Annotated in this window: 20 protein-coding genes; 4 read left to right on the top strand and 16 right to left on the bottom strand. The window is 72.5% G+C overall.

Annotation, left to right across the window (positions count from 1 at the left end; genetic code table 11):
* Positions 1-29 precede the first annotated feature (29 nt).
* From C569_RS0110410 to C569_RS0110390, 5 genes are all read right to left on the bottom strand, one after another.
* Entirely contained in the window at positions 30-2,213 is a 2,184-nt protein-coding gene (locus tag C569_RS0110410) for a bifunctional glycosyltransferase family 2 protein/CDP-glycerol:glycerophosphate glycerophosphotransferase (RefSeq protein WP_018785722.1), read from the bottom strand.
* Positions 2,214-2,229: 16 nt separating this feature from the next.
* Positions 2,230-4,185 carry a DUF5941 domain-containing protein gene (locus C569_RS0110405; protein ID WP_018785721.1) on the bottom strand — a complete coding sequence of 652 codons (1,956 nt, stop codon included), beginning with the start codon at positions 4,183-4,185 and terminating at the stop codon, positions 2,230-2,232.
* Positions 4,182-4,925 (bottom strand): ABC transporter ATP-binding protein, encoded by a 744-nt coding sequence (locus tag C569_RS0110400; protein ID WP_018785720.1) that lies wholly within the window; start codon positions 4,923-4,925, stop codon positions 4,182-4,184. The genes C569_RS0110405 and C569_RS0110400 overlap by 4 nt, the downstream gene beginning before the upstream one ends.
* The gene (locus tag C569_RS0110395) at positions 4,926-5,753 is read right to left on the bottom strand and encodes an ABC transporter permease (RefSeq protein WP_018785719.1); all 828 of its coding nucleotides are present in this window, start codon (positions 5,751-5,753) and stop codon (positions 4,926-4,928) included.
* A 65-nt stretch (positions 5,754-5,818) separates the two neighbouring features.
* Entirely contained in the window at positions 5,819-7,189 is a 1,371-nt protein-coding gene (locus C569_RS0110390) for an L-serine ammonia-lyase (protein WP_018785718.1), read from the bottom strand.
* A gap of 893 nt (positions 7,190-8,082) precedes the next feature.
* Between C569_RS0110390 and C569_RS0110385 the strand changes: the two genes are divergently transcribed.
* A complete protein-coding gene (locus C569_RS0110385; protein WP_026267959.1) occupies positions 8,083-8,286 on the top strand; it encodes a PspC domain-containing protein in 204 nt (67 codons plus the stop codon).
* A gap of 80 nt (positions 8,287-8,366) precedes the next feature.
* Here C569_RS0110385 and C569_RS0110380 read toward each other — a convergent pair whose 3' ends face one another.
* The 7 genes from C569_RS0110380 to pdxH all read right to left on the bottom strand — a co-directional run bounded on the left by C569_RS0110380 (position 8,367) and on the right by pdxH (position 14,294).
* Positions 8,367-9,143 (bottom strand): DUF4230 domain-containing protein, encoded by a 777-nt coding sequence (locus tag C569_RS0110380; protein WP_018785716.1) that lies wholly within the window; start codon positions 9,141-9,143, stop codon positions 8,367-8,369.
* 134 nt (positions 9,144-9,277) lie between these two features.
* Positions 9,278-10,438 (bottom strand): acyl-CoA dehydrogenase family protein, encoded by a 1,161-nt coding sequence (locus C569_RS0110375; RefSeq protein ID WP_018785715.1) that lies wholly within the window; start codon positions 10,436-10,438, stop codon positions 9,278-9,280.
* A gap of 31 nt (positions 10,439-10,469) precedes the next feature.
* Positions 10,470-10,775 (bottom strand): type II toxin-antitoxin system VapB family antitoxin, encoded by a 306-nt coding sequence (locus C569_RS0110370; RefSeq protein ID WP_013283726.1) that lies wholly within the window; start codon positions 10,773-10,775, stop codon positions 10,470-10,472.
* A gap of 53 nt (positions 10,776-10,828) precedes the next feature.
* Positions 10,829-11,431 (bottom strand): nitroreductase family protein, encoded by a 603-nt coding sequence (locus C569_RS0110365; protein ID WP_026267958.1) that lies wholly within the window; start codon positions 11,429-11,431, stop codon positions 10,829-10,831.
* Positions 11,432-11,433: 2 nt separating this feature from the next.
* Positions 11,434-12,360, bottom strand: a complete 927-nt coding sequence (locus tag C569_RS0110360; protein ID WP_018785713.1) for an aldose 1-epimerase family protein — start codon at positions 12,358-12,360, stop codon at positions 11,434-11,436.
* Between the two features lie 15 nt (positions 12,361-12,375).
* Positions 12,376-13,668, bottom strand: coding sequence for an MFS transporter (locus C569_RS0110355; RefSeq protein WP_018785712.1), 1,293 nt, complete (start codon positions 13,666-13,668; stop codon positions 12,376-12,378).
* Positions 13,665-14,294: a pyridoxamine 5'-phosphate oxidase gene (gene pdxH, locus C569_RS0110350; protein WP_018785711.1), complete on the bottom strand. Its 630-nt coding sequence runs from the start codon at positions 14,292-14,294 to the stop codon at positions 13,665-13,667. Before pdxH ends, C569_RS0110355 begins: the two co-directional genes overlap by 4 nt.
* 273 nt (positions 14,295-14,567) lie before the next feature.
* Here pdxH and C569_RS0110345 point away from each other — a divergent pair, with 273 nt between their 5' ends.
* The 3 genes from C569_RS0110345 (at position 14,568) to sepH (ending at position 18,356) form a co-directional block, all read left to right on the top strand.
* Positions 14,568-15,674, top strand: a complete 1,107-nt coding sequence (locus C569_RS0110345) for a citrate synthase 2 (protein WP_013283721.1) — start codon at positions 14,568-14,570, stop codon at positions 15,672-15,674.
* A gap of 283 nt (positions 15,675-15,957) precedes the next feature.
* Positions 15,958-17,085 carry a phosphoserine transaminase gene (gene serC, locus C569_RS0110340; protein WP_018785710.1) on the top strand — a complete coding sequence of 376 codons (1,128 nt, stop codon included), beginning with the start codon at positions 15,958-15,960 and terminating at the stop codon, positions 17,083-17,085.
* A 191-nt stretch (positions 17,086-17,276) separates the two neighbouring features.
* On the top strand, positions 17,277-18,356 hold the full coding sequence (gene sepH, locus C569_RS0110335) for a septation protein SepH (protein ID WP_018785709.1): 1,080 nt from the start codon (positions 17,277-17,279) through the stop codon (positions 18,354-18,356).
* 50 nt (positions 18,357-18,406) lie between these two features.
* On the opposite strand, the gene thpR is transcribed toward sepH, so the two are convergent.
* The 4 genes from thpR to C569_RS0110315 form a co-directional block, all read right to left on the bottom strand.
* On the bottom strand, positions 18,407-18,967 hold the full coding sequence (gene thpR, locus C569_RS0110330) for an RNA 2',3'-cyclic phosphodiesterase (protein ID WP_018785708.1): 561 nt from the start codon (positions 18,965-18,967) through the stop codon (positions 18,407-18,409).
* A gap of 4 nt (positions 18,968-18,971) precedes the next feature.
* Positions 18,972-19,481 carry a hypothetical protein gene (locus tag C569_RS0110325; protein ID WP_026267956.1) on the bottom strand — a complete coding sequence of 170 codons (510 nt, stop codon included), beginning with the start codon at positions 19,479-19,481 and terminating at the stop codon, positions 18,972-18,974.
* A 74-nt stretch (positions 19,482-19,555) separates the two neighbouring features.
* Positions 19,556-20,842 (bottom strand): MFS transporter, encoded by a 1,287-nt coding sequence (locus C569_RS0110320; RefSeq protein ID WP_018785706.1) that lies wholly within the window; start codon positions 20,840-20,842, stop codon positions 19,556-19,558.
* A 68-nt stretch (positions 20,843-20,910) separates the two neighbouring features.
* Complete coding sequence (locus C569_RS0110315; protein WP_026267955.1) at positions 20,911-21,360, bottom strand: MarR family winged helix-turn-helix transcriptional regulator; 450 nt, start codon at positions 21,358-21,360, stop codon at positions 20,911-20,913.
* Positions 21,361-21,410 lie beyond the last annotated feature (50 nt).

Here is a 21,410-nt window from a genome sequence, read left to right as displayed (position 1 = left end):
ATCGTCAAGTGACCTGCCGGTAACCCCTTTTATGGCGTTTCGCCGAGAAACACGCGACGGACCACGCGCTCCGCGGCGTGCCCGTCGTCGAGGGCGCAGAACCGCGCCCGGAACGCCGTCCGGGCCCGCCCGGCCGCCTCGTCGTCGACCGCGCCGGAACGGAACACGTCGAGCAGCCCGGGGAAGTCCCGCGCCACCGCACCCGGCGGCTCGGCCGGCAGGTCGAAGTAGACGCCACGGGTCACCCGGTAGGCGTCCCAGTCCGGCGCGTAGACCACTATCGGCCGGTCCAGCACGGCATAGTCGAACATCGCCGAGGAATAGTCGGTGACCAGCACGTCCGCCGCCAGGTAGAGGTCCTCCACCCGGTCGTACGCGCTCACGTCCAGCACGCCGTCCGACGCCGGCCCCCGAGGATGCCGCTCCCGGTCGTGGAAGTAGTGGCTGCGCATCAGCAGCCGGCCCCGTGGCCCGAGAACGTCGAGCATCCGGTCCGGGTCGAACGGTGGCCGCCACCCGGGCAGGTGCTCCCGGTGCGTCGGCGCGTAGAGCATCACGTACTCGTCGGGTGCGATGCCCAGCGCGGCACGGACCTGGCCGCGGTCCTCGGCGGTGGCCAGCGCCAGCCGGTCGTTGCGCGGGTAGCCGACCTCCAGCGTGGTGTAGTCCGCCGGGTACGCCCGCTCCCACATCTGCGTGGAGAAGCTGTTCGAGGTGATGCTGTAGTCCCACCGGTCCACCCGCCGCAGCAGGCCGGCGAAGTCCATCCCCGTCGCGCCCACCGGGTAGCGCTGCTGGTCCAGCCCCATCACCTTCACCGGCGTGCCGTGGTGGGTCTGCACGTGCACCGAGCCCGGACGCTTGCGGACGAAGTCCGGGAAGTTGACGTTGTTTACCAGCCACCGGGCGCGGGCCAGGACGCGGTGGTACTCGCGGGTGCCGGCCACCACGTACTCGACGCCCGGCGGCAACGTGGCCACCCGGTCGCGGCGGACGATCCACACGCCGCGCACCTGCGGCGCGAGCCGGCGGGCCGCCTCGTAGATCGCCGCCGGGTTGCACGAGTAGCCCCGGTACCAGTAGGCCGCGTACACGGCGAGCGTCGGGTCGATCGGCCGGTGCGACTCGGCCCGGTAGTACTCGCCGAACGCCAGGTCACGCGCCCGCCGGGCGGTACGCCGCACCACCGGCGTGACCTGTCGCCGGGCCCGCCGGGCGGTCCGCCGGGCCGTCTGCCCCGCCTGGTGCGCCTCGCGCAACGCGCTGAACGTCCGCCAGCGCCCGGCCGCCACCAGCCGGTACTTGAGCCCCTCCGGGCCGGGCGGGACGGGGTAGCCCTCGGGCGGCAGGAAGCGCACGTAGTCGGCGTGCATCTGGGCGAAGAACGGCGCCCGCAGTTCGGGGGCGATCCGGGCGCCGTTGCCGAGCACGGTCAGGTAGTGCCAGATCATCCGCTCGAAGACCGCCGGCCGCAGCCCGGTCACCTGCCAGCGGTCCATCAGCCCGAACACCCGGTGCCACTGCGCGAAGACCTCGAAGTGCCGGTCCCCCCGGGTCTTCGTGATCGCGCCGGTGCGGCGCTGCCGGTAGTTCAGGCAGATCCGGTCGAGTACGCCGATCCGCCCGGCCGCCATCAGCGCCGGATAGCTGAACGACACGTCCTCGTACCAGCCCGGCTCGAAGCGCAGCCCGTGTTCGAGCAGGAACTCCCGGCGCACTACCCGGTTCCACGCGGTGTGCAGCAGCTTCAGCGTCTCCGGCCGGTCCCGCAGCGCGAACGTCGTCGCGCCCGGCGGGACCGGGAACACGTCGCGCATCGCGCTGCGGGTGCCGATGTTGTTCCAGTGCGCCCGGACGTGGTCCACGAGCAGCACGTCCGGCGCGGTGTCGCGGAGCCGGTCGGCGACGTGCGGGAGGCAGCCGGGCACCAGCCAGTCGTCCCCGTCGACGAACCACACGTACTCGCCGACGGCCCGGTCCAGCCCGATGTTGCGGGCCGGACCGAGCCCGGCGTTCTCGGCGAGGCGCACCGGGCGGACCCGGGGGTCGCGGAGCGCGTACTCGGCCAGGATCTCGCCGCTGTCGTCGGGAGAGGCGTCGTCGACGCCGATCACCTCGATGTCGCCGAACGGCTGGTCGAGGATCGAGTCGAGACATTCCCGCAGGTAGCCCTGCACCTTGAAGGCCGGCACGACGAAGCTGATCAAGGTCACCCCGGACCGCCCTCCGTCAGCCCGGCGAGCGCACACCCCCACGGGCGCGGGCAGGCAGGACCACCCAGGCGAGGACCACGCTCGCGACAAAAACCACGAAAAGGTACGCAGTCATTGTAGCCAGAACGAAGCTCACAGTTCCGGTAGTTGCCGCGGCTGCCAGCAGCACGGAGCGCCCCAGCCAGCCCAGCGTGGCCGCGTGCAGCGGCGGCGCCGACTGCCGCTTCTCCAGCCGGGCCGTCAGGTCGTAGTGGTGCAGCGTCAGCACCAGGACGTACCCGAAGATCAGCCAGGCCGGTGCCCGGCCCGCCACCCCGACCGCGATCGCGAACAGGTACTCGGCCGCCCGCAACGCAGCCGGCACCAGCCAGTCCAGCGACCCGCCGTGCGGCGCCCGCGAACCCGCGCCCGCCAGCAGCACCAGTGCGAGAACCACCCCCCAAGCGGGCACGTCGCGCCCGCCGTGCACCGCCCACAGCGCCCAGCCCAGCAGCGCCGCCGCACCCAGCACGGCCACCAGCGCCACTGGCAACGGCCTGCGCATCGACTGCAGCGTCCGCACCAGCAGGCCGTCGTCGCGGTGCAGAGCAGCATCCACAGTGGTCAGCACCGGCACCCGCATCCACCGCGCCCGCAGGGTCCGCAACCCCAGGGTGTACGCGAACGCCAGCGTCCCCCAGACCAGCACCGCGCACAGCGCCACCAGCGGCCCGAACAGCGCGGCGGCGATCGCGATCAGCGCCCACCGCTCACCGATCGGGAACACCACTGTGCGCTTCAACCAGTACGACACCGAGCCGGTGTCCGCCTGCACCCGCGTCGACGCGGCGTTCAGCTTCCCGCCGATCCCGCCCGCGTCGGCGGTCACCACCTTCGGCCGCCGGGCCGCCTCGTCGTGCAGCGCGCCGTACCAGGTGTCGGTCATGTGCCGCACCGTCTGCAACGTCATCGCGGCCAGCGCCAGCGCCCAGCCGTACCGGAACCCGGCATGCGTGGCCCCGAAGCCGAGACCGGCGTAGACCACGTACTCCTTGAACCGGTCGGCCATCGTGTCCAGCCAGCCGCCCCAGGCACTGAAGTGCCGGGTGTAGCGGGCGAGCTGCCCGTCCACGCAGTCCAGCACGAACCCCAGGTAGAGCAGGACCGCGCCGGCCACCAGCGCGGGCCGCCCACCGGTGCCGAACAGCACCGCCGCGGCCACCGCGAACGCCACCGAGACCATGGTGACACCGGTCGGGCCGATCCCGATCCGGGCCGCCGCCTTGGTGACGTACGGCGACCAGGTGCTGACGAAGAACGTGGTGAAGAAGTCGTCCCGCTCCTTCACCGACAGCTTCAACTCGGCCCGGTCCTCGTCCACAGCGGCCACCGCCGTCTCGGCCGCCCGCCGCTGCGCCTCGTCGCCGACCCGGTGCGCCACGAGCAGACGTACCCGATGGGCGAAGATCAGCGCGCCCCGGGCGGCGAGGCCGGCCACGAGCCGGTCCACCGCGCCCAGCGGCCCGCCGTCTGCGGCGTGGCGGGCGGCGTCGGCCAGTGCCGGCAGGTCGGCCGCGCCCACCCGCAGCGCGCCGCCGAACACGCCGCTCGCGTCGGCGGCGCCGACCTCGACCACCTGCCCGCGTTCCTCGCGCACGGTGGCCTGCCCGGGAGCGGGCGGATCGGTGAGCACAAGCGCCACCGTCGGCCCCACCGGGCTGGTCGCGAGATGCCTGAGTACGGCCGTGTGCGCCACCAGATCCGCGCCGTTGACCAGCACCGGCCCGGTAGCGTCGGCCACCAGGTCGGCCAGCTCGGTCAGGTCGGCGGCGATACGCACGTCGTCCGCCCCGGCCCGGCGCCACTGCCCGGCCAGGCGTTCGGTGAGCGATTCCCCGTCGGGACGGCCCGTCATCGGCTCGGACGGGCGGCCCGGCGGCCCGGTGAGCCGGCTCGCCGCCGGATCGGCGGCGAGCACGATCGCGAGCGTCACCGCTTCGCCGCGTCGGCGTAGGCGGCCAGCGCCTCGTCGATCGTCCCGTCGACGATCAGCCGTCCGGCGTCGAGGTAGAGCCCCCGACGGCAGAACCGGGTGAGGTCCTTGTCGTTGTGTGACACCAGCACCAGCGTGCGCCCTTCCGCGAGAAGTCGCTCGATGGTCGCATAGCACTTCGCCCGGAACTCCGCGTCCCCGACCGCTGTCACCTCGTCCACAAGCAGTACCGGATGCGGCAGGTGCGCGATCACCGCGAAGCCGAGCCGCACCTTCATCCCCGACGAGTAGTGCCGCACCGACGTGTCGATCGCGCGTTCCACCTGCTCACCGGCGAACGAGACGATTTCGTCGAAGTGCTCCCGCAGGTACGCCGACGAGAGCCCGTGCAGCCCGCCCACCAGGTACAGGTTCTCCCGGCCGGTCAGGTCACCGGAGAACCCGGCGGACAGTTCGAGCAGCGGCGCCACCCGGCCGCGCACCCGGATCGAGCCCTCGTCCGGGATGAGCACACCGGCGATCAGCCGCAGCAGCGTGCTCTTGCCGGTGCCGTTGCGCCCCACCACGCCCACCGTCTCGCCCGGCTCGATCCGGAACGACAGGTCGCGCAACGGCCAGAACCGGCCCGCGTCCGGGTCGCGGGCGCCCCGATGCACGATCAGCTCCCGCAGCCGCAGCTGACGTCGCCGGTTGCGGACGAACCGGATGCCGAGCCCGTCCGCCTCGATGATCGGCGCCATTCAGAGTTCCTTCAGCACTGCCGGTTCGAGGCGGTGGAACGCCCACCAGCCGAACGCCAGCACCAGCACGCTGCCGGACACCGTGACGGTGAGCAGCCGGGCATCGGGGAACTCGTCCGGGTACCAGACCGCGTGGTGCAGCTGGAAGATCCCGACCAGCGGATTCAGCTCGTACCCGAGCTTGAGCCAGCCCGGCATGCCCGACTCCCGCACCAGGTCGAGCGGATAGATGATCGGGGTCGCGTAGAACAGCAGCCGGATGATCAGCCGCATCGTGCGCTCGATGTCGCGCATCAGCACGTTGCCCGCCGACAGCAGCAGCGCCAGGCCCACCAGCAGCACGAACTGCACCGCCACCGCGAGCGGCAGCGCGAGCAGGCTCCAGCCGGGGCGGATCTTCCCCTGGCTCGCGTAGAGCGCCGCGACGGCGGCCAGGATCGGCAGCCCGGCCAGGTACTCGGCGAACCGGCCGGTGACCCGCCCGATCGGGAAGATCGGCCGGGGCAGGTTCATCGTGGTGATCAGCCGCGACTGCCCGGTGAGCGCGTTCGCCGCCTCGGTCAGCGCCGAACTCGCCCACATCCAGGCGAAGATCCCGGTGATCAGGAACAGCGGGTACGACCCGGCCGCCTCACCCAGGTGCCGGCGGGTCGCGCCGGAGTAGAGCACGCCGAAGACGAACCAGTAAATCAGGCCCATGCCGAGCGGCTCGATCAGCGACCAGAAGTAGCCCAGCACCGACTGCTGGTACTTCACCGCGAGATCCCGGCGGACCAGGATGCGCAGCGAGGTGCGGGCGGACCAGAGCGCCGCGACGCCTGACGTCACCGCACCATCGTCGCGCCTGCTCGTGCCGGCGCGACGGCCCTCCGCCCCGGGTCACCCCAACGGAGTCAGCACTCGATGACGTTGACGGCGAGCCCGCCGCGCGCGGTCTCCTTGTACTTGACCTTCATGTCCGCGCCGGTCTCCCGCATGGTCTTGATGACCTTGTCCAGCGACACGGCGTGCACCCCGTCGCCCCGCAACGCCAGCCGAGCCGCGGTGATCGCCTTGATGCTCGCCACCGCGTTACGCTCGATGCACGGGATCTGCACCAGGCCACCCACCGGGTCGCAGGTCAGCCCCAGGTTGTGCTCCATGCCGATCTCGGCCGCGTTCTCCACCTGCTCCGGCGTGCCGCCGAGCGCCTCGGCCAGCCCGGCCGCCGCCATCGAGCACGCCGAACCCACCTCGCCCTGGCAGCCCACCTCGGCACCGGAGATCGACGCGTTCTCCTTGAACAACACGCCGATCGCGCCCGCCGCCAGCAGGAACCGGACCACGCCCTCCTCGGACGCGCCCGGCACGAACCGGGTGTAGTAGTGCAGGACGGCCGGGATGATCCCGGCCGCGCCGTTCGTCGGCGCGGTCACCACCCGCCCGCCGGCCGCGTTCTCCTCGTTGACCGCCAGCGCGAACAGCGTCACCCAGTCCATCGCGCGCAGCGGATCCTGACTGCCGGTCTCCGCCTCCAGACTGCGCCGCAACTCCGCCGCGCGCCGCCGGACCTTCAACCCGCCCGGGAGTACGCCGTCACGGGTGCAGCCGTTCTCCACGCACTCGCGCATCACCCGCCAGATCTCCAGCAAACCCGCCCGGACATCCGCCTCGCTGCGCCACGACAGCTCGTTGGCGAGCATCACCTCGCTGATCGACAGGCCGGTCCCGGAGGTGACCTTGAGCAGTTCCGCGCCGGTCAGGAACGGGTGCCGCACCCGGGTGGTGTCCGCCTTGATCCGGTCCGCCCCGGCGGCCGCCTCGTCCACCACGAACCCACCGCCGACCGAGTAGTACGTGCGCGCCCGCACCTCGTTCCCGGCCGCGTCGTACGCCGAGAACGTCATCCCGTTCGGGTGGTACGGCAACGAGCGCCGGCGGTGCAGCACCAGATCGGCGTCCGGGTCGAAGTCGATCCCCTGGCTGCCGAACAGGTCGAGCCGCCGCCGGGTGCGGATGCGCTCCACACGCGGCCCGACCGAGTCGGTGTCGACCCTCTCCGGAACCTCACCCTCCAGCCCCAGCAGCACCGCCCGGTCACTGCCGTGCCCGTGCCCGGTCGCGCCGAGCGAACCGAACAGCTCCACCCGTACCCGCGCCACGTCGGCGAGCTGCCCGTCGGCCTTCAGGCCCGCCACGAACGTACGGGCGGCCCGCATCGGCCCGACGGTGTGCGAGCTGGACGGCCCGATACCGACACTGAAAAGATCGAAAACACTGATCATTGGCTGCTTTCCTCGCCGTCGTCCCCGTTGTGCGGATCCGAGCCGGTGCGTGGGTGCCGCGCCCGCCGGGCGGGTAGACGGCCGGCGCCCGGGGTGGGGGCGCCCGACCGGCGAGCCTACCTCGCCCCGTGAATCCCCGCCCCCGCTCCGCCACATGCCCGCCCCGGCCCGCCCCACCCCCGCCCCCGGAATACCCTGTTTTTTCGCGGCATAGATGAACCGCCACAACTCCAAGATCGGCGCTTTTCCAGCCCTGCCGCTCCCGGCTCCCGGCTCCCGGCTCCCGGCTCCCGGCTCCCGGCTCCCGGCTCCCGGCTCCCGGCTCCCGGCGAGATCTTGGTACCAAACGGCCCCTATAGGGGCCCTTTCCTACCAAGATCTTCGCTGATCCCACCCCCCAGAACGCCAGTCCCGAATGGTGAGCCGCCCGATGCACCAGCCCGTCGAGCGAGTGCCCACACGGACACACGCGCCCCACAGCCGCAGCGATCTTGCAGTTGCGGCCCCTCCAAAGAGTGCGAATCGGGCACAGCAGGGGCCGCAACTGCAAGATCGCGCGGGCGAGGCCCCGGGGGCACGGGCGGGAGCGGGAACACGGGCGAGGGCGGGAACACGGGCGAGGGCGAGAGGGCTCGAAGCACGGGCGGGGCCTCGGAGCGCGGGGCGAAGGTGGCCGGGCGGGGAAGCCGGAGCCGGGGGATCGTGGGGGCGATCAGGCGACGGCCGGGCGGGGCTTCTGCGGCCATACGTGAGAACGCGTCGGTGGGGGCGGTCCGGGGTAAGCACCTACGGGTGCCCGGGTCGCCGATCCTCCTCGGGGCTGAGGGCACGGTGCGTACCCCTCTCTACCGTGGAATCAGCGCGGCGGATCGCCGCAGAAGTGGGAGACGACGATGAGTCGCAAACTGGTCCGGCCCCGTCAGGGGCGCATGATCGCCGGTGTCTGCGCCGGCCTGGGGCAGCGGTTCGGCATGTCGGCCGGGATGGTCCGGCTGCTGTTCCTGCTGTCGCTGCTGCTGCCCGGCACGCAGGTGATCGTCTACCTGGTCCTGTGGATCCTGATGCCGAACGAGGACCGTTACCTCGCCACCCGCTGACGCGACACGAGCCGGGACGCCGGCACACACGCGAACGCGCCCGCCCCGGACCGCCGGGGCGGGCGCGCGACGCATGAGGGTCAGGGTGCGGTGTAGGTCACTGTCACCTTCTCGTACCCGAGGGAACGCAGCAGCCCTTCGAGCATCTTGCGGGTGTTCTCCTCCGCGCGGGTGGTGAGGCCGCTGTCCCGGGCGGCGGTGGTGATCCGGTCCTCGGCGAGCTTGTAGATCTGCTGCTGCCGGTTGGGATCGCTCGCGATCAGGTCGTTGAGCCGGTTGATCAGGCCGCGCTGCTCGGCGAACACGTAGCTCTTGTCCATGTCCAGGTCGGTCTCGCCGAGCTGCGGCGCGGGCAGCTTGATCTCGGCGGACTTGCCGTCCTCGGAGACCACGACGGCACCGTCGGCGATCTTCGTGAAGTCCACGTACGCCTCGACCCGGCCCGCCCCGACGAACAGCGTGCGCTCGTTGAGCAGGAAGTCGGGCACGTTGCGCCTGTCGTTCTGCACGTCGACCACCACCTGGAAGTTGCCCTCGGCGGCGACGTAACGGCTCAGGTCCCGGATCGACTTGAGCAGCGGCGGCTGGCTACGGTCGGTCTGCTCCTTGGCGAACGGGTTACGGAAGTCGGGCAGCAGGCCGGTGGCCTGCACGCCGAGCAGCACCACCACGGCCAGCGCCGCCGCGCCGAGCACCCAGAGCAGGCCGCGGGCCGGGCCGCCGCCCGTGCCTGGAGCACCGGGGGCGTACTCGCGGTCGTGGCCGGGGGAGCCCTCCGCCCGGTCACGAAGGGACTCGCTGGTGGGGTAGTCCGGAAACTCCCGGGTGGGCTCGTTGATGTCACCGTCGCGGGCCATCGCCCTCACCGTCCTCGTCCGACAGGTCCTCGTCCGACACATCGATCCTCAGCCGACACATCGACTGACAATGACGGTACGGCCAGTGTGCGACAGTCGCCCGCCGAGCGACCGCATCGGGTGAAACCGCGGGTTCAGGCGAACGCGGAGACGCCGGTCAGCCGCTGGCCGATGACGAGCTGGTGGATCTCGGAGGTGCCCTCGTAGGTGAGTACGCTCTCCAGGTTGTTGGCGTGCCGCATCACCGGGTACTCGCCCGAGACGCCGTTGGCGCCGAGGATCGTGCGGCACTGCCGGGCGATGGCGAGCGCTTCCCGGACGTTGTTCAGCTTGCCCACGCTCACCTGGTCGGGCCGCAGCGTGCCCGCGTCGGCGAGGCGGCCCAGGTGCAGCGCGAGCAGCATGCCCTTGTTCCACTCCACCGCCATGTCGGCGAGTTTGGCCTGGGTAAGCTGGAAACCGGCGAGCGGGCGGCCGAACTGGGTGCGCGTGGTCGCGTACTCCAGGGCCGTCTCCAGGCAGTCGCGGGCCGCGCCGAGGGCGCCCCAGACGATGCCGTGCCGGGCCTCGGTCAGGCACCCCAGCGGCGCCTTGAGCCCGATCGCCTCGGGCAGTCGCGCGTCAGCCGGCAGCCGGACGTCGTCGAGCGCGACCTCACCGGTCACCGACGCGCGCAGCGACATCTTGTGCCGGATCTCGCGCGCCGTCACCCCCGGCGTGTCCATGGGTACGGCGAAGCCGCGCACCCCGTCGTCGGTACGCGCCCAGATCACGCCCACGTCCGCGATCGGCGCGTTGGTGATCCACAGTTTGCTGCCGTTAAGGATCCAGTCGTCGCCGTCGCGGCGGGCGCGGGTGGTCATCGAGGCGGGGTCGGAGCCGTGGTCGGGTTCGGTGAGCCCGAAGCAGCCGATCGCCTCGCCGGCCGCCATCGCGGGCAGCCAGCGCTGCTTCTGCTCCTCGCTGCCGTAGCGCCAGATGGCGTACATGGCGAGCGATCCCTGCACCGACACCAGCGAGCGGACGCCGGAGTCGCCGGCCTCCAGTTCCAGGCAGGCCAGCCCGTACGCGACCGCTGACGCGCCGGCGCAGCCGTACCCGGTCAGGTGCATGCCGAGCAGGCCGAGCTTGCCGAACTCAGCTGCGAGTTCGCGAGCCGGAACCTGGCCGTCCTCGTACCAGCCGGCGACGTGCGGGCGTACCCGGTCGGTCACCAGCCGGCGCACGACGGTGCGGATCTGCCGCTCCTCGTCGCTGAGCGACGCATCGATGTCGAGCAGGTCGAGAGGAGTCATGGCGTCACCTTAACCAAGACTCAGGGAGGCGTCACTCGCCCTGGTCACCGAGCACGAGCACCCGCGCGTGGATCTGGTTGCGCTGCTGGAGGGCCGCACGCAGTGCCCGGTGCAGGCCGTCCTCCAGGTAGAGGCCGCCGTTCCACTGGACCACGTGCGGGAAGAGGTCGCCGTAGAAGGTGGAGTCCTCCGCGAGCAGCTTGTCCAGCGCCAGTTCACGCTTGGTGGTGATGAGCTGGTCGAGCCGCAGCGGGCGCGGCGGGATCTCGGCCCACTGCTTCAGCGTGAGGTTGTGCTCCGGGTAGGGACGCCCGTCCCGGACCGCCCTGAAGATCACGGCGTGCTCTCCTCCCCAGGCCAGGCTGACAATGTGGATGTCAGCCTAACCGCTCAGGTCCACCGTCCCCGCCGCACCACATCCTGCACCGGTCGCCGCCCTCGACGCAGCGACGGTGACCGATGGTCGACGGCTCGGTAACCTACTGTGATCGCACCGATCGGGTGCAGTTCCGGCGGTACCCCGAACGCCTCCCGGTACGCCCCGATGCGCTGCGGCGGGATGCCGAAGAAGCAGGCGCCAAGCCCTTCGTCGACGGCGGTGAGCAGCATCAGCAGCGCCGCGAAACCGGTGTCCACGTACCAGTAGGGCACCGGCCAGCGGCCCTCGGCGCGGTCCGACCAGCCCTTGTCCGCCTCGGCGTAGCGGTCGAGGTAGGCGTCCCGGTTGGCGTGCGGCACCACGATCAGCGGCGCCCGGCGCATCCCGGCCAGCCAGCGCTCCCGGCCACCGCCGGCTGGCGTGGTCGCGGCCCAGAACCGTTCCCGGTCCTCGGGCTCCTCCAGCACCAGGAAGCCCCAGCCCTGCGAGAACCCCGCCGACGGGGCCCGGACGGCGTGGTCCAGCAGCCGATCCACCACCTCCGGCGGCACCGGCCGGCCGGGGTCGTAGTTGCGCACCATCCGGCGACGCCGGACGACCTCGGCGAACTCCACGCTCAGACCTCCGGGCGGACGCCCCAGGCGCCCCGCCACGTCTGCCCCGGCTCCAGCACGATCAGGTCCTTGCCGGAGCGGAACGCGTCGGGCGGGCAGGTCATCGGCTCCACCGCCACGGACCGGCGGTGCCGTTCCCCGCCGAGGGTGTCGCCGGTGAACACCTGCCACCAGCCGAACTCGCGGTCCGCCCAGATCCGCAGCCCGGACGAGCCGTCCGGCGCGCTGAGCACCACCGCCGAGCCGCCGTCGGCGTCCCGCTCGACGTCACCGAACGCGGTGTCGAGCACCAGGTCGCCGATCGGTCGCGGGCTGGTGAAGTCGAACTCGGAGCCGCTCACCTCGGCGGCGGCGACCGGCAGCATGCGGCTGTCCACCAGCACCCGCCGCCGGGCCGGTACGTGCAACCGCAGCTCGTCCACGCCGACCTTCGGCAGTTGCAGGTAGGGGTGCACGGAGAAGCCGAACGGCGCCGGCTCGTCGGACAGGTTCGTCGCCTCGTGCTCGGCCCGCAGGCCGTCCGGGCCGACGCTCCACCGGGCCCGCAGCCGCAACGCCCACGGGTAGCCGGGGCTCGGCGGCAGGTCGTAGCCGATGGTCACGCTGTCCGCCGACTGCTCGACCGGCTGCCACCGCACCCAGTTCACCAGGCCGTGCAGGGCGTTGTGCCGCTCCGGCTCGGTGAGGTCGAGCTGCAACGACCGCTCCCCGACCGTGTAGACCCCGTCCCGGATGCGGTTCGGCCAGGGCGCCAGCACCTGCCCGGCCGAACCGGGGCAGACCTCGTCCTCGGCGTACCCGTCGAGGTGGTCCACGCCGTCGTGGCGGTAGGCCCGCAGCCCACCGCCCACCTCGACCACGACGGCCTCGTGGCCGTCGGCCGCGATGGTCCACTGTGTACCGGACGGTGGCTGCGCGTCGATCCCCATTCGGCGACCCTACCGTCAGCGGCGCTCCTCGGCGGGGGTGGTCGAGCGATAGCGCAACAGTGCCGGGAACGCCACCACCAGCAGCACCGCGAGTACGGCGGCGGCCAGACCCCCACCGACCATGGCGAAGCCGGTGCCGAAACCGGCGGCCGTCGCACCGGCGCGCAGATCGCCCAGACGCGGGCCACCGGCGACCACTACCGTGTTCACACCCTGGAGGCGGCCACGCATCCGGTCCGGCGCGTAGACCAGCAGCATCGACTGGCGCAGCGTGGCGCTGACCAGGTCCGCCGCACCGGCGACACCCAGCAGCACCACCGCCACCCACAGCTGCCCGGCCAGCCCGGCGAGCGCGATCGCCACACCCCAGCCGACCACCGCCACGGTGAGCGCGAGGCCCTGCCGGCGGACCCGGCCGATCCACCCGGAGGTCAGGCCGCCGAGCATCGCGCCGATGGCGATGGAGCTGTAGAGCCAGCCCACCGCCGAGGCGCCGCCGAAGCGTTCCTGCGCCAGCTCGGGGAACAGCGCCCGCGGCATGGCCAGGATCATCGCGATCAGGTCGATGGCGAACGAGAGCAGCAGCACCCGGGTGGTGGCCAGGTAGCGGAAGCCGTCGACGATGCTGGCCAGCCCGGCCTTGCGGACACCGCCGTCCGGGTCCGGCGCGGGCGGCATCGCCGGTAGGCGCAGCGTGGCCCAGAGCGACGCGGTGAACAGCAGCGCGTCCGCCGCGTACGCGATGGGCAGCGCCACCCCGACCGGCCAGGCGGCGAAGATCAGCCCGGCGGCGAGCGGGCCGAAGACGGCGGCGGCGGTGAACGTGGTGAAGTTCAGCGTGGTGGCCGCCGGGACCAGCTCGGCGGGCACCAGCCGGGGCAGGATCGCGCTGCGGGCCGGCGAGGTGATCGCGAAGGCGGTCGCCTGGAGGCCGACGAGCAGCAGGAGCAGCAGCGGGCTGCGCGCCCCGGCCAGCGACTGCACCAGCAGCCCGAGCGTGGCGGCCCAGAGCACGGCGCCGCCGACCAGCAGCACCCGGCGGCGGTCCCGTGCGTCGGCCACCGCGCCGCCCCACAACCCGAAGATCAGCAGCGGTACGAACCCGGCGATGCCGAGCAGACCGACCCAGAGCGAGCCGCCGGTCAGGTCGAACATCTCCACCGGCACCGCCACGGCGGTGAACTGGAACCCGAACATGGCGATCGCGTTGCCGGTCCAGACCCGCCGGTACGCGGGCACGCGCAGCGGACGCAGGTCGATCGCCCAGCGGCGTGCGCCCCGCCGCCGGGCCGAAGTGACGTCGGTCACGGTGCGAGCCGCTCGACGACGAAGACCCCGTCCCCGGTACGCCGGAAACGCAGCCGGTCGTGCAGCCGGCTGGCCCGGCCCTGCCAGAACTCGACAGTCTCCGGACGGACCCGGAACCCGCCCCAGTACGGCGGCGCGGGGATCGGGTCCACGTCGGCGAACCGCTCGGCCGCCGCCCGGTACGCCGCGTCGAGCACGGTCCGGTCCGGCACCACCGTCGACTGGGCGCTGGCCCACGCCCCGAGCTGCGAGCCGCGCGGCCGGCTCGCGAAGTACGTCTCGGTCTCGGCCCGGTCCACCTGCTCGACCCGGCCGGTCACGATCACCTGCCGCTGCATCGGGAACCAGGGGAACACCAGGCTGGCCCACGGGTTCCCGGTCACCTCGGCACCCTTGCGCGAGCCGTGGTTGGTGAAGAAGACGAAGCCCTCCGGGTCGTACCCCTTGAGCAGCACCGTGCGCCCGCTGGGCCGGCCCCGGGCGTCGGCCGTGCCGAGCACCATCGCGTTCGGCTCCGGCAGCGGATGGGCCACCGCGTCGGCGAACCAGCGGGCGAACTGGGTGTGCCAGTCCGGCGCCAGGTCCGTCTCGGTCAGGCCCAGGTCGGCCGCGTACTCGTTACGCATGCCGGCCGGGCCGGGTGTGTCGCCTGTCACTGTGCTAGTCCCTCTCCCGGGCGTGCCGGCGTCCCCCGACGCTGGCCAGGCCCCGGTACCCAGTCTTCTCCTCCCCGAACGGGCGTCCACCGGCGGGGATGTCGCGTGGCGCACAGTGGCTGTGGGTCGCGCAGCGCGTTATCCACCGGGCAAGATGTTCCGAACCACATCCCTGAAGGGTCGCCTGAGCTGCGGGGCTCGATCAGCCCGCCCGGGCGCGCCGAGCCGAAGCCAGGAGACGACATGTCCGATTTCAAACCGGGGCTGGAGGGCGTCGTAGCCTTCGAGACCGAGATCGCCGAACCCGACCGCGCGGGGGGATCACTGCGCTACCGGGGCGTGGACATCGAGGACCTGATCGGCCAGGTCTCGTTCGGCAACGTCTGGGCGCTGCTGGTGGACGGCCGATTCGGCCCGGGCCTGCCGCCGGCCGAGCCGTTCCCGGTGCCGGTGCACTCCGGTGACATCCGCGTCGACGTGCAGTCCGCGGTCGCCATGCTCGCCCCGTACTGGGGGCTCAACCAGCTCCTCGACATCTCCGACGAGCAGGCCCGCGAGGACCTGGCCCGGGTGTCGGTCACCGCGCTGTCCTTCGTCGCCCAGTCGGCGCGCGGCCTCGGCCTGCCGGCCGTGCCGCAGAAGGAGATCGACAAGGCGGAGACCATCGTCGAGCGGTTCATGAAGCGCTGGCGCGGTGAGCCCGACCCGCGCCACGTCAAGGCCGTCGACGCGTACTTCATCTCGGCCGCCGAGCACGGCCTGAACGCCTCCACCTTCACCGCCCGGATCGTCGCCTCCACCGGCGCGGACGCCGCGGCCTGCATCTCCTCCGGCATCGGCGCGCTCTCCGGCCCGCTGCACGGCGGCGCCCCGTCCCGGGTGCTCAGCATGCTGGAGGCGGTCGAGCGCAGCGGCGACGCCGACGGGTACGTCAAGGGCGTCCTCGACCGGGGCGAGCGCCTGATGGGCTTCGGCCACCGGGTCTACCGGGCCGAGGACCCGCGCGCCCGCGTGCTGCGGCGTACCGCCAAGGAGCTGGGCGCGCCCCGTTTCGAGGTCGCCGAGGCGCTGGAGAAGGCCGCGCTGGCCGAGCTGCAGGCCCGCCGCCCGGACCGCGTCCTCGCCACGAACGTCGAGTTCTGGTCGGCCGTGGTGCTGGACTTCGCCGAGGTGCCGGCGCACATGTTCACCTCGATGTTCACCTGCGCCCGGATGGGCGGCTGGTCGGCGCACATCCTGGAGCAGAAGAAGCTCCAGCGGCTGGTCCGGCCGTCGGCCACGTACGTCGGCCACGGCCCGCGCAAGCCGCAGCAGGTCGAGGGCTGGGACGCCATCCCGCACGGCGTCTGAGGTGTAAGGAAGGGGCCCCGCTTAACGCCTCCGGTAGAGGCGGGGCCCCTTCTTAACGCCCGCCTCCGTGCCCACGAGGTGCCGCGCCGCTGTGGCGCACGACTCAGCGCCGACCGTGGGACCAGCCGCCGGTCCGGCCCGCCCGGGTGCGAGGATGAAGGCCGGCAGCGCTGCCGGCCGGGCTCGGACCCCGGCCGCCTCGTGCGCCCGGCGCACGCCCGGCCACCGGTCCGAACCCGCACGAAGGGCCCGCCCTCGCCCATGCGGAAGGATCTTGAGAACCGTGGCTGACGCACCGACCATCCGGATTCCCGACGACCTCAAGCCCGCCGACGGACGTTTCGGCTGCGGCCCGTCCAAGGTCCGTCCGGCCGCGGTCTCCGCCCTCTCCGACGTCGCCACCAGTTACCTGGGCACGTCGCACCGGCAGAAGACGGTCCGCGACCAGGTGGCCCGGCTGCGCCGCGGCCTGGCCGAGTTCTTCTCCCTGCCCGAGGGGTACGAGGTGGTGCTCGGCAACGGCGGCACCACCGCGTTCTGGGAGGTCGCCACATTCGGCCTGATCCGCGACCGGGCCCAGTTCGCCAGCTTCGGCGAGTTCGGCGCCAAGTTCGCCAAGTCGGTCTCCGACGCGCCGTTCCTCGGTGAGCCGACAGTGCGCAAGTCCGACGCGGGCAGCGCCCCGGCGCTCGTGGCCGAGGCCGGCGTGGACGTCTACGCCACCCCGCACAACGAGACCTCCACCGGCGTCGCGGTGCCGATCAGCCGGGTGGCGGGCGCCGACGAGGGCTCGCTGCTGCTGGTCGACGCCACCTCCGGGGCGGGCGGGCTGGACGTGGACGTCGCCCAGACCGATGTCTACTACTTCGCCCCGCAGAAGTGCTTCGGCTCCGACGGCGGGCTCTGGCTGGCCCTGATGTCGCCGGCCGCGCTGGCCCGGGCGACCGAGGTCAAGGAGTCGGGCCGCTACATCCCGGCCTTCCTCGACCTGGTCACCGCGATCGACAACTCGCGGCTGGAGCAGACGTACAACACCCCGGCGCTGGCGACCATCTTCCTGGCCGCCGAGCAGACCGACTGGATGAACTCCCAGGGCGGGCTGGCCTGGGCGGCCAAGCGCACCGCCGAGAGCGCCGGCATCGTGTACGGCTGGGCCGAGCGCTCGTCGTTCGCCACGCCGTTCGTGTCGGACCCGGCGCTGCGGTCCAACGTGGTCGCCACCGTCGACTTCGCCGACGGGGTGGACGCCACGGCGATCGCCAAGGCGCTGCGCGCCAACGGCATCGTCGACACCGAGCCGTACCGCAAGCTGGGCCGCAACCAGCTGCGGATGGCGCTGTTCCCGGCCGTCGAGCCGGCCGACGTCGAGGCGCTCACCGCGTCCATCGACTACGTGGTCGAGCGACTCTGATCACGTGGTCACGGTGCGTGGCCGTCGGGGCTCCGGCGGCCACCCACCGTGATCATTACCGCAGCTCAGTCACGACATGCCGGGGTGTCGCAGTCCCCATCGGCGGGTAGATGAGCGTACGGTGGTGCGAGACGCCCGGGTGGCCGGCTCCCGTGGCGTGACGGCCAGCGAAGCGGGACGGAGGCAAGCCCATGCGCCCAGTACGCTTCGTCGCCCTCTCCGAGGACGGCCAGGCCTTGGTGCTCGCCGACGAGGTGGGGCGCCTGCTGGCGCTGCCCATCGACGAGCGGATCGCGTCAGCGCTGCACGCCGAGCCCGGCACCCCGCCGCTCGCGGTGGTGCCGAGCGCCACCGACCCGACGCCGTCGCTGTCCCCACGGGACATTCAGGCCCGGATCCGCTCCGGCGAGTCCGCGGAGGACGTCGCCCGCATCGCCGGAGTGCCGGTCGACCGGGTGTTGCGCTACGCCGGGCCGGTGCTTCAGGAGCGGGCCATGCTCGCCCAGCACGCCCGCCGCACCCGGCTCAAGGGCGCGGAGCGGCCGACCCCGCTGGCCGAGGTCGTCAACGGCCGGCTGGCCCAGCACGGCATCGACACCGAGAAGATCTCGTGGGACGCCTACCGCCGCGACGACGGCACCTGGCGGATCATCGCGACCTGGCCGTCCGGCAAGGCCACCGCCCAGGCGGTGTGGGATCTGGACAAGACCCGGCAGCACGTCGCCCCGCACGACGACATGGCGCAATACCTCTGCGCCGAGCGGCCCACGCCGATCCTCGGCCAGGAGCCGGCGCCGGAGCGGGGCGGCCACGCGCTGCCCGGTCCGTCACGCGGCGAGCCGAGCCGGGGTGGGCACGGCCTGCCGGCCGCGGCCGAGCACGCCCGTCCGGGGCGTGACCCGATCCGCGCCGGCCGGGACGCGCTGCTCGCCTCACTGGACCGTCCGCTCGGCGGCGCGTCCGGGCGTGGTCTCGACACCCGTTCCCCGGCCGCGCAGGACGCGCCCCGTCAGCGGGCCGTCGCCGGTGGTGCCGCCGCGCTGCTCGGTGGTGGGCAGGGTTCGGCCTTCGACGACGACTCGGACGCGCCGAAGGAGATCCCGGCCGTACCCTCGCTGGCCGTGCTGCGGCCCCGCCGCACCGGCCCGGCGGCGGCGACCGGCGGTGCGGCCGCCGAGTCCGCCGAGTCCGGTGGCAAGCCGCGCAAGCGGCTGCCGAGCTGGGACGACGTGCTGTTCGGCACCGGCCCGGCGGCCCGCGAATCATCCTGAGCCATCGCTCCACCCTGGCTCGTCGACAAGGTGTAAGGAAGGGCCCCTTCTTAACGCCCAGCCAGCCGCCAGGCGGCGATGCGGGTGTGGCGCGGCGTACCGCCCAGGTGGCTGCGTACCAGGAGCAACTCGCCGGCCGTCCACTGCGGCCCGGCGTAGTCGTGCAGCGTGTGCACGTCCGAGCGGATGTCGGCCTCGGGCACCCGGTCGCCGGGGCGGGCGATGGTCAGGTGCGCGCGGAACGGCTTGTCGTTGCAGGGCAGCCCGGCCTCGCGCAGCCCGCCGCGGATCGACCGGGCGAGCGCGTCGAGCGCATCGACCTCGCCGCGCACGTCGGCCCAGAGCACCGTGGACCGGCCCGGACCGAAGCTGCCGCCACCGGCGAGGCGCAGCAGCGGGGCACGAGCGGTCCGGGCGGCCGAGGCGAGCGCGTGCTCCACATCGGGAAGCCGGCCGTCCGGCACCTCGCCGAGGAAGGCGAGCGTGAGGTGCAGATTCGCCGGGTCGGCGAGCCGGGCGTGGCGGGCGGCGGCGACCCGCAGGCCCTTGATCCGGGCGGTCAGGTCCGCGACCGCCACGGCAGGGGGGTAGATCGCCGCGAAGAGGCGCACCCGGTCAGGGGTGCCGCTGGTGGTGCGCGGCGCGGGCGGCCGGCAGGGTCAGCCCGGCGGCGTGCAGCAGCCCTTCGACGCGTACCCGTTCGATCTCCCGGTCGACGCCGTCCAGCTCGGCCAGGTGTTCGGCGATGCCGAGCGCGTGGCAGGCGGCGCGCAGCCGTTCGTCGTACGCCTCGATGACCGCGCCGTGCCACACCACGCTACGGTCGGCGGCGGCGAGCCGGTGGCCGCCGAGCCGGCGCAGGTCGGTGGCGAGCTGTTCCAGCGGGCGGCGGCCGTCCTTGTCGAACTCGGTGAGGTCGATGTCGCGGGTGAGCGCCTCGGCCTCGATGGCCCGGTCGAGCCGGGCGATGGTACGGCGTTCCCGGCTCTGCTCCCGCCACTCGGCCCACCCACAGGCGACCCGGTCGATGATCTCGTCGGCGCAGAACAGCAGCGCGAACAGGGCGGGCAGGCAGCAGACAGCGAGGATCGCCAGCGCCAGCAGCAGCCCTTGCCCCACTTCCACACATCGACGCTAAGCCCTGCCGCACCGGCCCGCCACCCGTTTGGGTAATCGGACCGGCACGGCCGGGATCGGAGTTACTCTGCGCCGGGCGAGACCACGTAGAAGCGGGGCATCGGCAGCACCCGCAGCCGCAGCCGGGCGCCGGAGCGGCGCAGCTGCCAGGCGAGCGCCAGCAGCGCGGCGGTCAGCGAGATCAGGCCACCGGCCCAGATGCTCGCGCCGGCGCCGAACCGCTCGGCCACCCACCCGATGATCGGCGCGCCGACCGGGTTGGTGCCCAGGAACACCAGCACCCACAGCGCCATCACCCGCCCCCGGAAGGAGGCGTCGACGCCGAGCTGCACCCGCTGGTTGGAGGCCTGGGCGAAGAAGACCATGAAGAAGCCGGTGGGCAGCAGGAGCGACACCACCATCCAGTACGCGGGCGCGAGCCCGACGAGCGTGCCGAAGCTGGCGCAGCCGATCGCCGCGCCGAGCACCAGCCACACCGAGGGCCGGCTGCGCCGGCCGGTCCCGGCGAGCGCGCCGACCAGCGCGCCGACCGCCAGCGCGGTGCTGAACAGGCCGAACGAGGCGGCGCCGGTCTGGAACACGGTCTTGGCGAGCGCGGCGAGGGTGAGCTGGAAGTTGAACAGGCTCATCCCGATCACCGACATGAGGAGCATCGGCAGCAGGAGGTCCGGCCGCCGCGCCACGTACCGCAGGCCGTCGACCACCCGGGCCTGGTCCCGCTCGCCGACCGGCGGCAGCTCCTTGCGGTGCAGCTCGTCGGTTCGCATCCGGACCACGTTGACCAGCGGGGCGATCGAGCTGAGCGCGGTGACCAGGAAGACCGGGCCGACGTCGACGGCGGCGATGGCCAGGCCGGCGACGGCGGGGCCGACGATCCGGGCGGAGTTGAACACGGCCGCGTTGAGCGAGAGCGCGTTCGGCAGCAGCGGCATGCCGACCAGCTCGGACACGAACGCCTGGCGGACCGGCGTCTCGACCGCGTTCGCGACACCGAGCAGGGCGGCGAAGGTGAAGACGTGCCAGAGCTGCACCAGGCCGGTGAGGACCAGGACGCTCATGGCGAGCGCCAGCACGGTCCAGAACGCGTTGGCGACGAAGAGCAGCATCCGCTTGTCGTAGCGGTCGGCGAGCCGGCCGGACAGCAGCGTGAGCAGGAGTACGGGGGTGAACTGCAACGCGGTGACCACGCCGAGCGCGGTCGCGGAGTTGTCGCTGAGCTCGAGGACGAGCCAGTCCTGGGCGATGAACATCATCCAGACACCGATCAGTTTGATCAGCTGCCCGGTGGCGAAGAGTCGGTAGTTACGGACTCGTAGGGACTGGAACATCGTGCTCAGCTTGGCCTGCACTCTAGGTGCGCCTCCTCGCGTCGGTACGCTTCATCCACAGATGACGAGGCGAACCGCGGGCGGCGGTGTCAGGCGCGAGCGATGCCCTCGAGGATGTCCGCAGCACGCCGTAGCGTTTCGCGTTCCTCCTCGGTCAGCGCGGCCAGCCGGGTGGCCAGCCACTCGTCACGGACCCGCTCGAACTGGTCGAGTACGGTCCGTCCCCCTTCGGTCGCCGCCAGGATGACCTGCCGTCCGTCGGTCGGATGGGGGGTCCGCTGCACGAGGCCGCGTTCCTCCAACTTCGCGACGATCTTCGTCATCGTGGGCGGCTGCACCCGTTCGACATCGGCCAGTTCCCGTGGCGTGAGGGCGCCCGCCAGTTTGAGGCTGGTGAGCGCCGACAGCTGGGTGACCGTGAGGTCGCCGACCGGCCGGGCCTGTCGGACCCGCCGGTTGAGCCGGGTGATCGCATCCCGCAGCTGAGGAGCCAGCTGCGCCGGTGGCACGCGTTTCGCCGTCACCGTCCGCTCCGTCACACTAGTTAGCTTAACTAATGAGCCTGGCTAACGACATGCGTTATGACCAG

Origin of the sequence: Micromonospora sp. CNB394, assembly GCF_000374985.1 — a bacterium.
In the GTDB taxonomy this organism is placed as follows: domain Bacteria; phylum Actinomycetota; class Actinomycetes; order Mycobacteriales; family Micromonosporaceae; genus Micromonospora; species Micromonospora marina.
The sequence above is the reverse complement of the archived record's forward strand: the minus strand, read 5'-3'. Positions and strand labels throughout refer to the sequence as shown.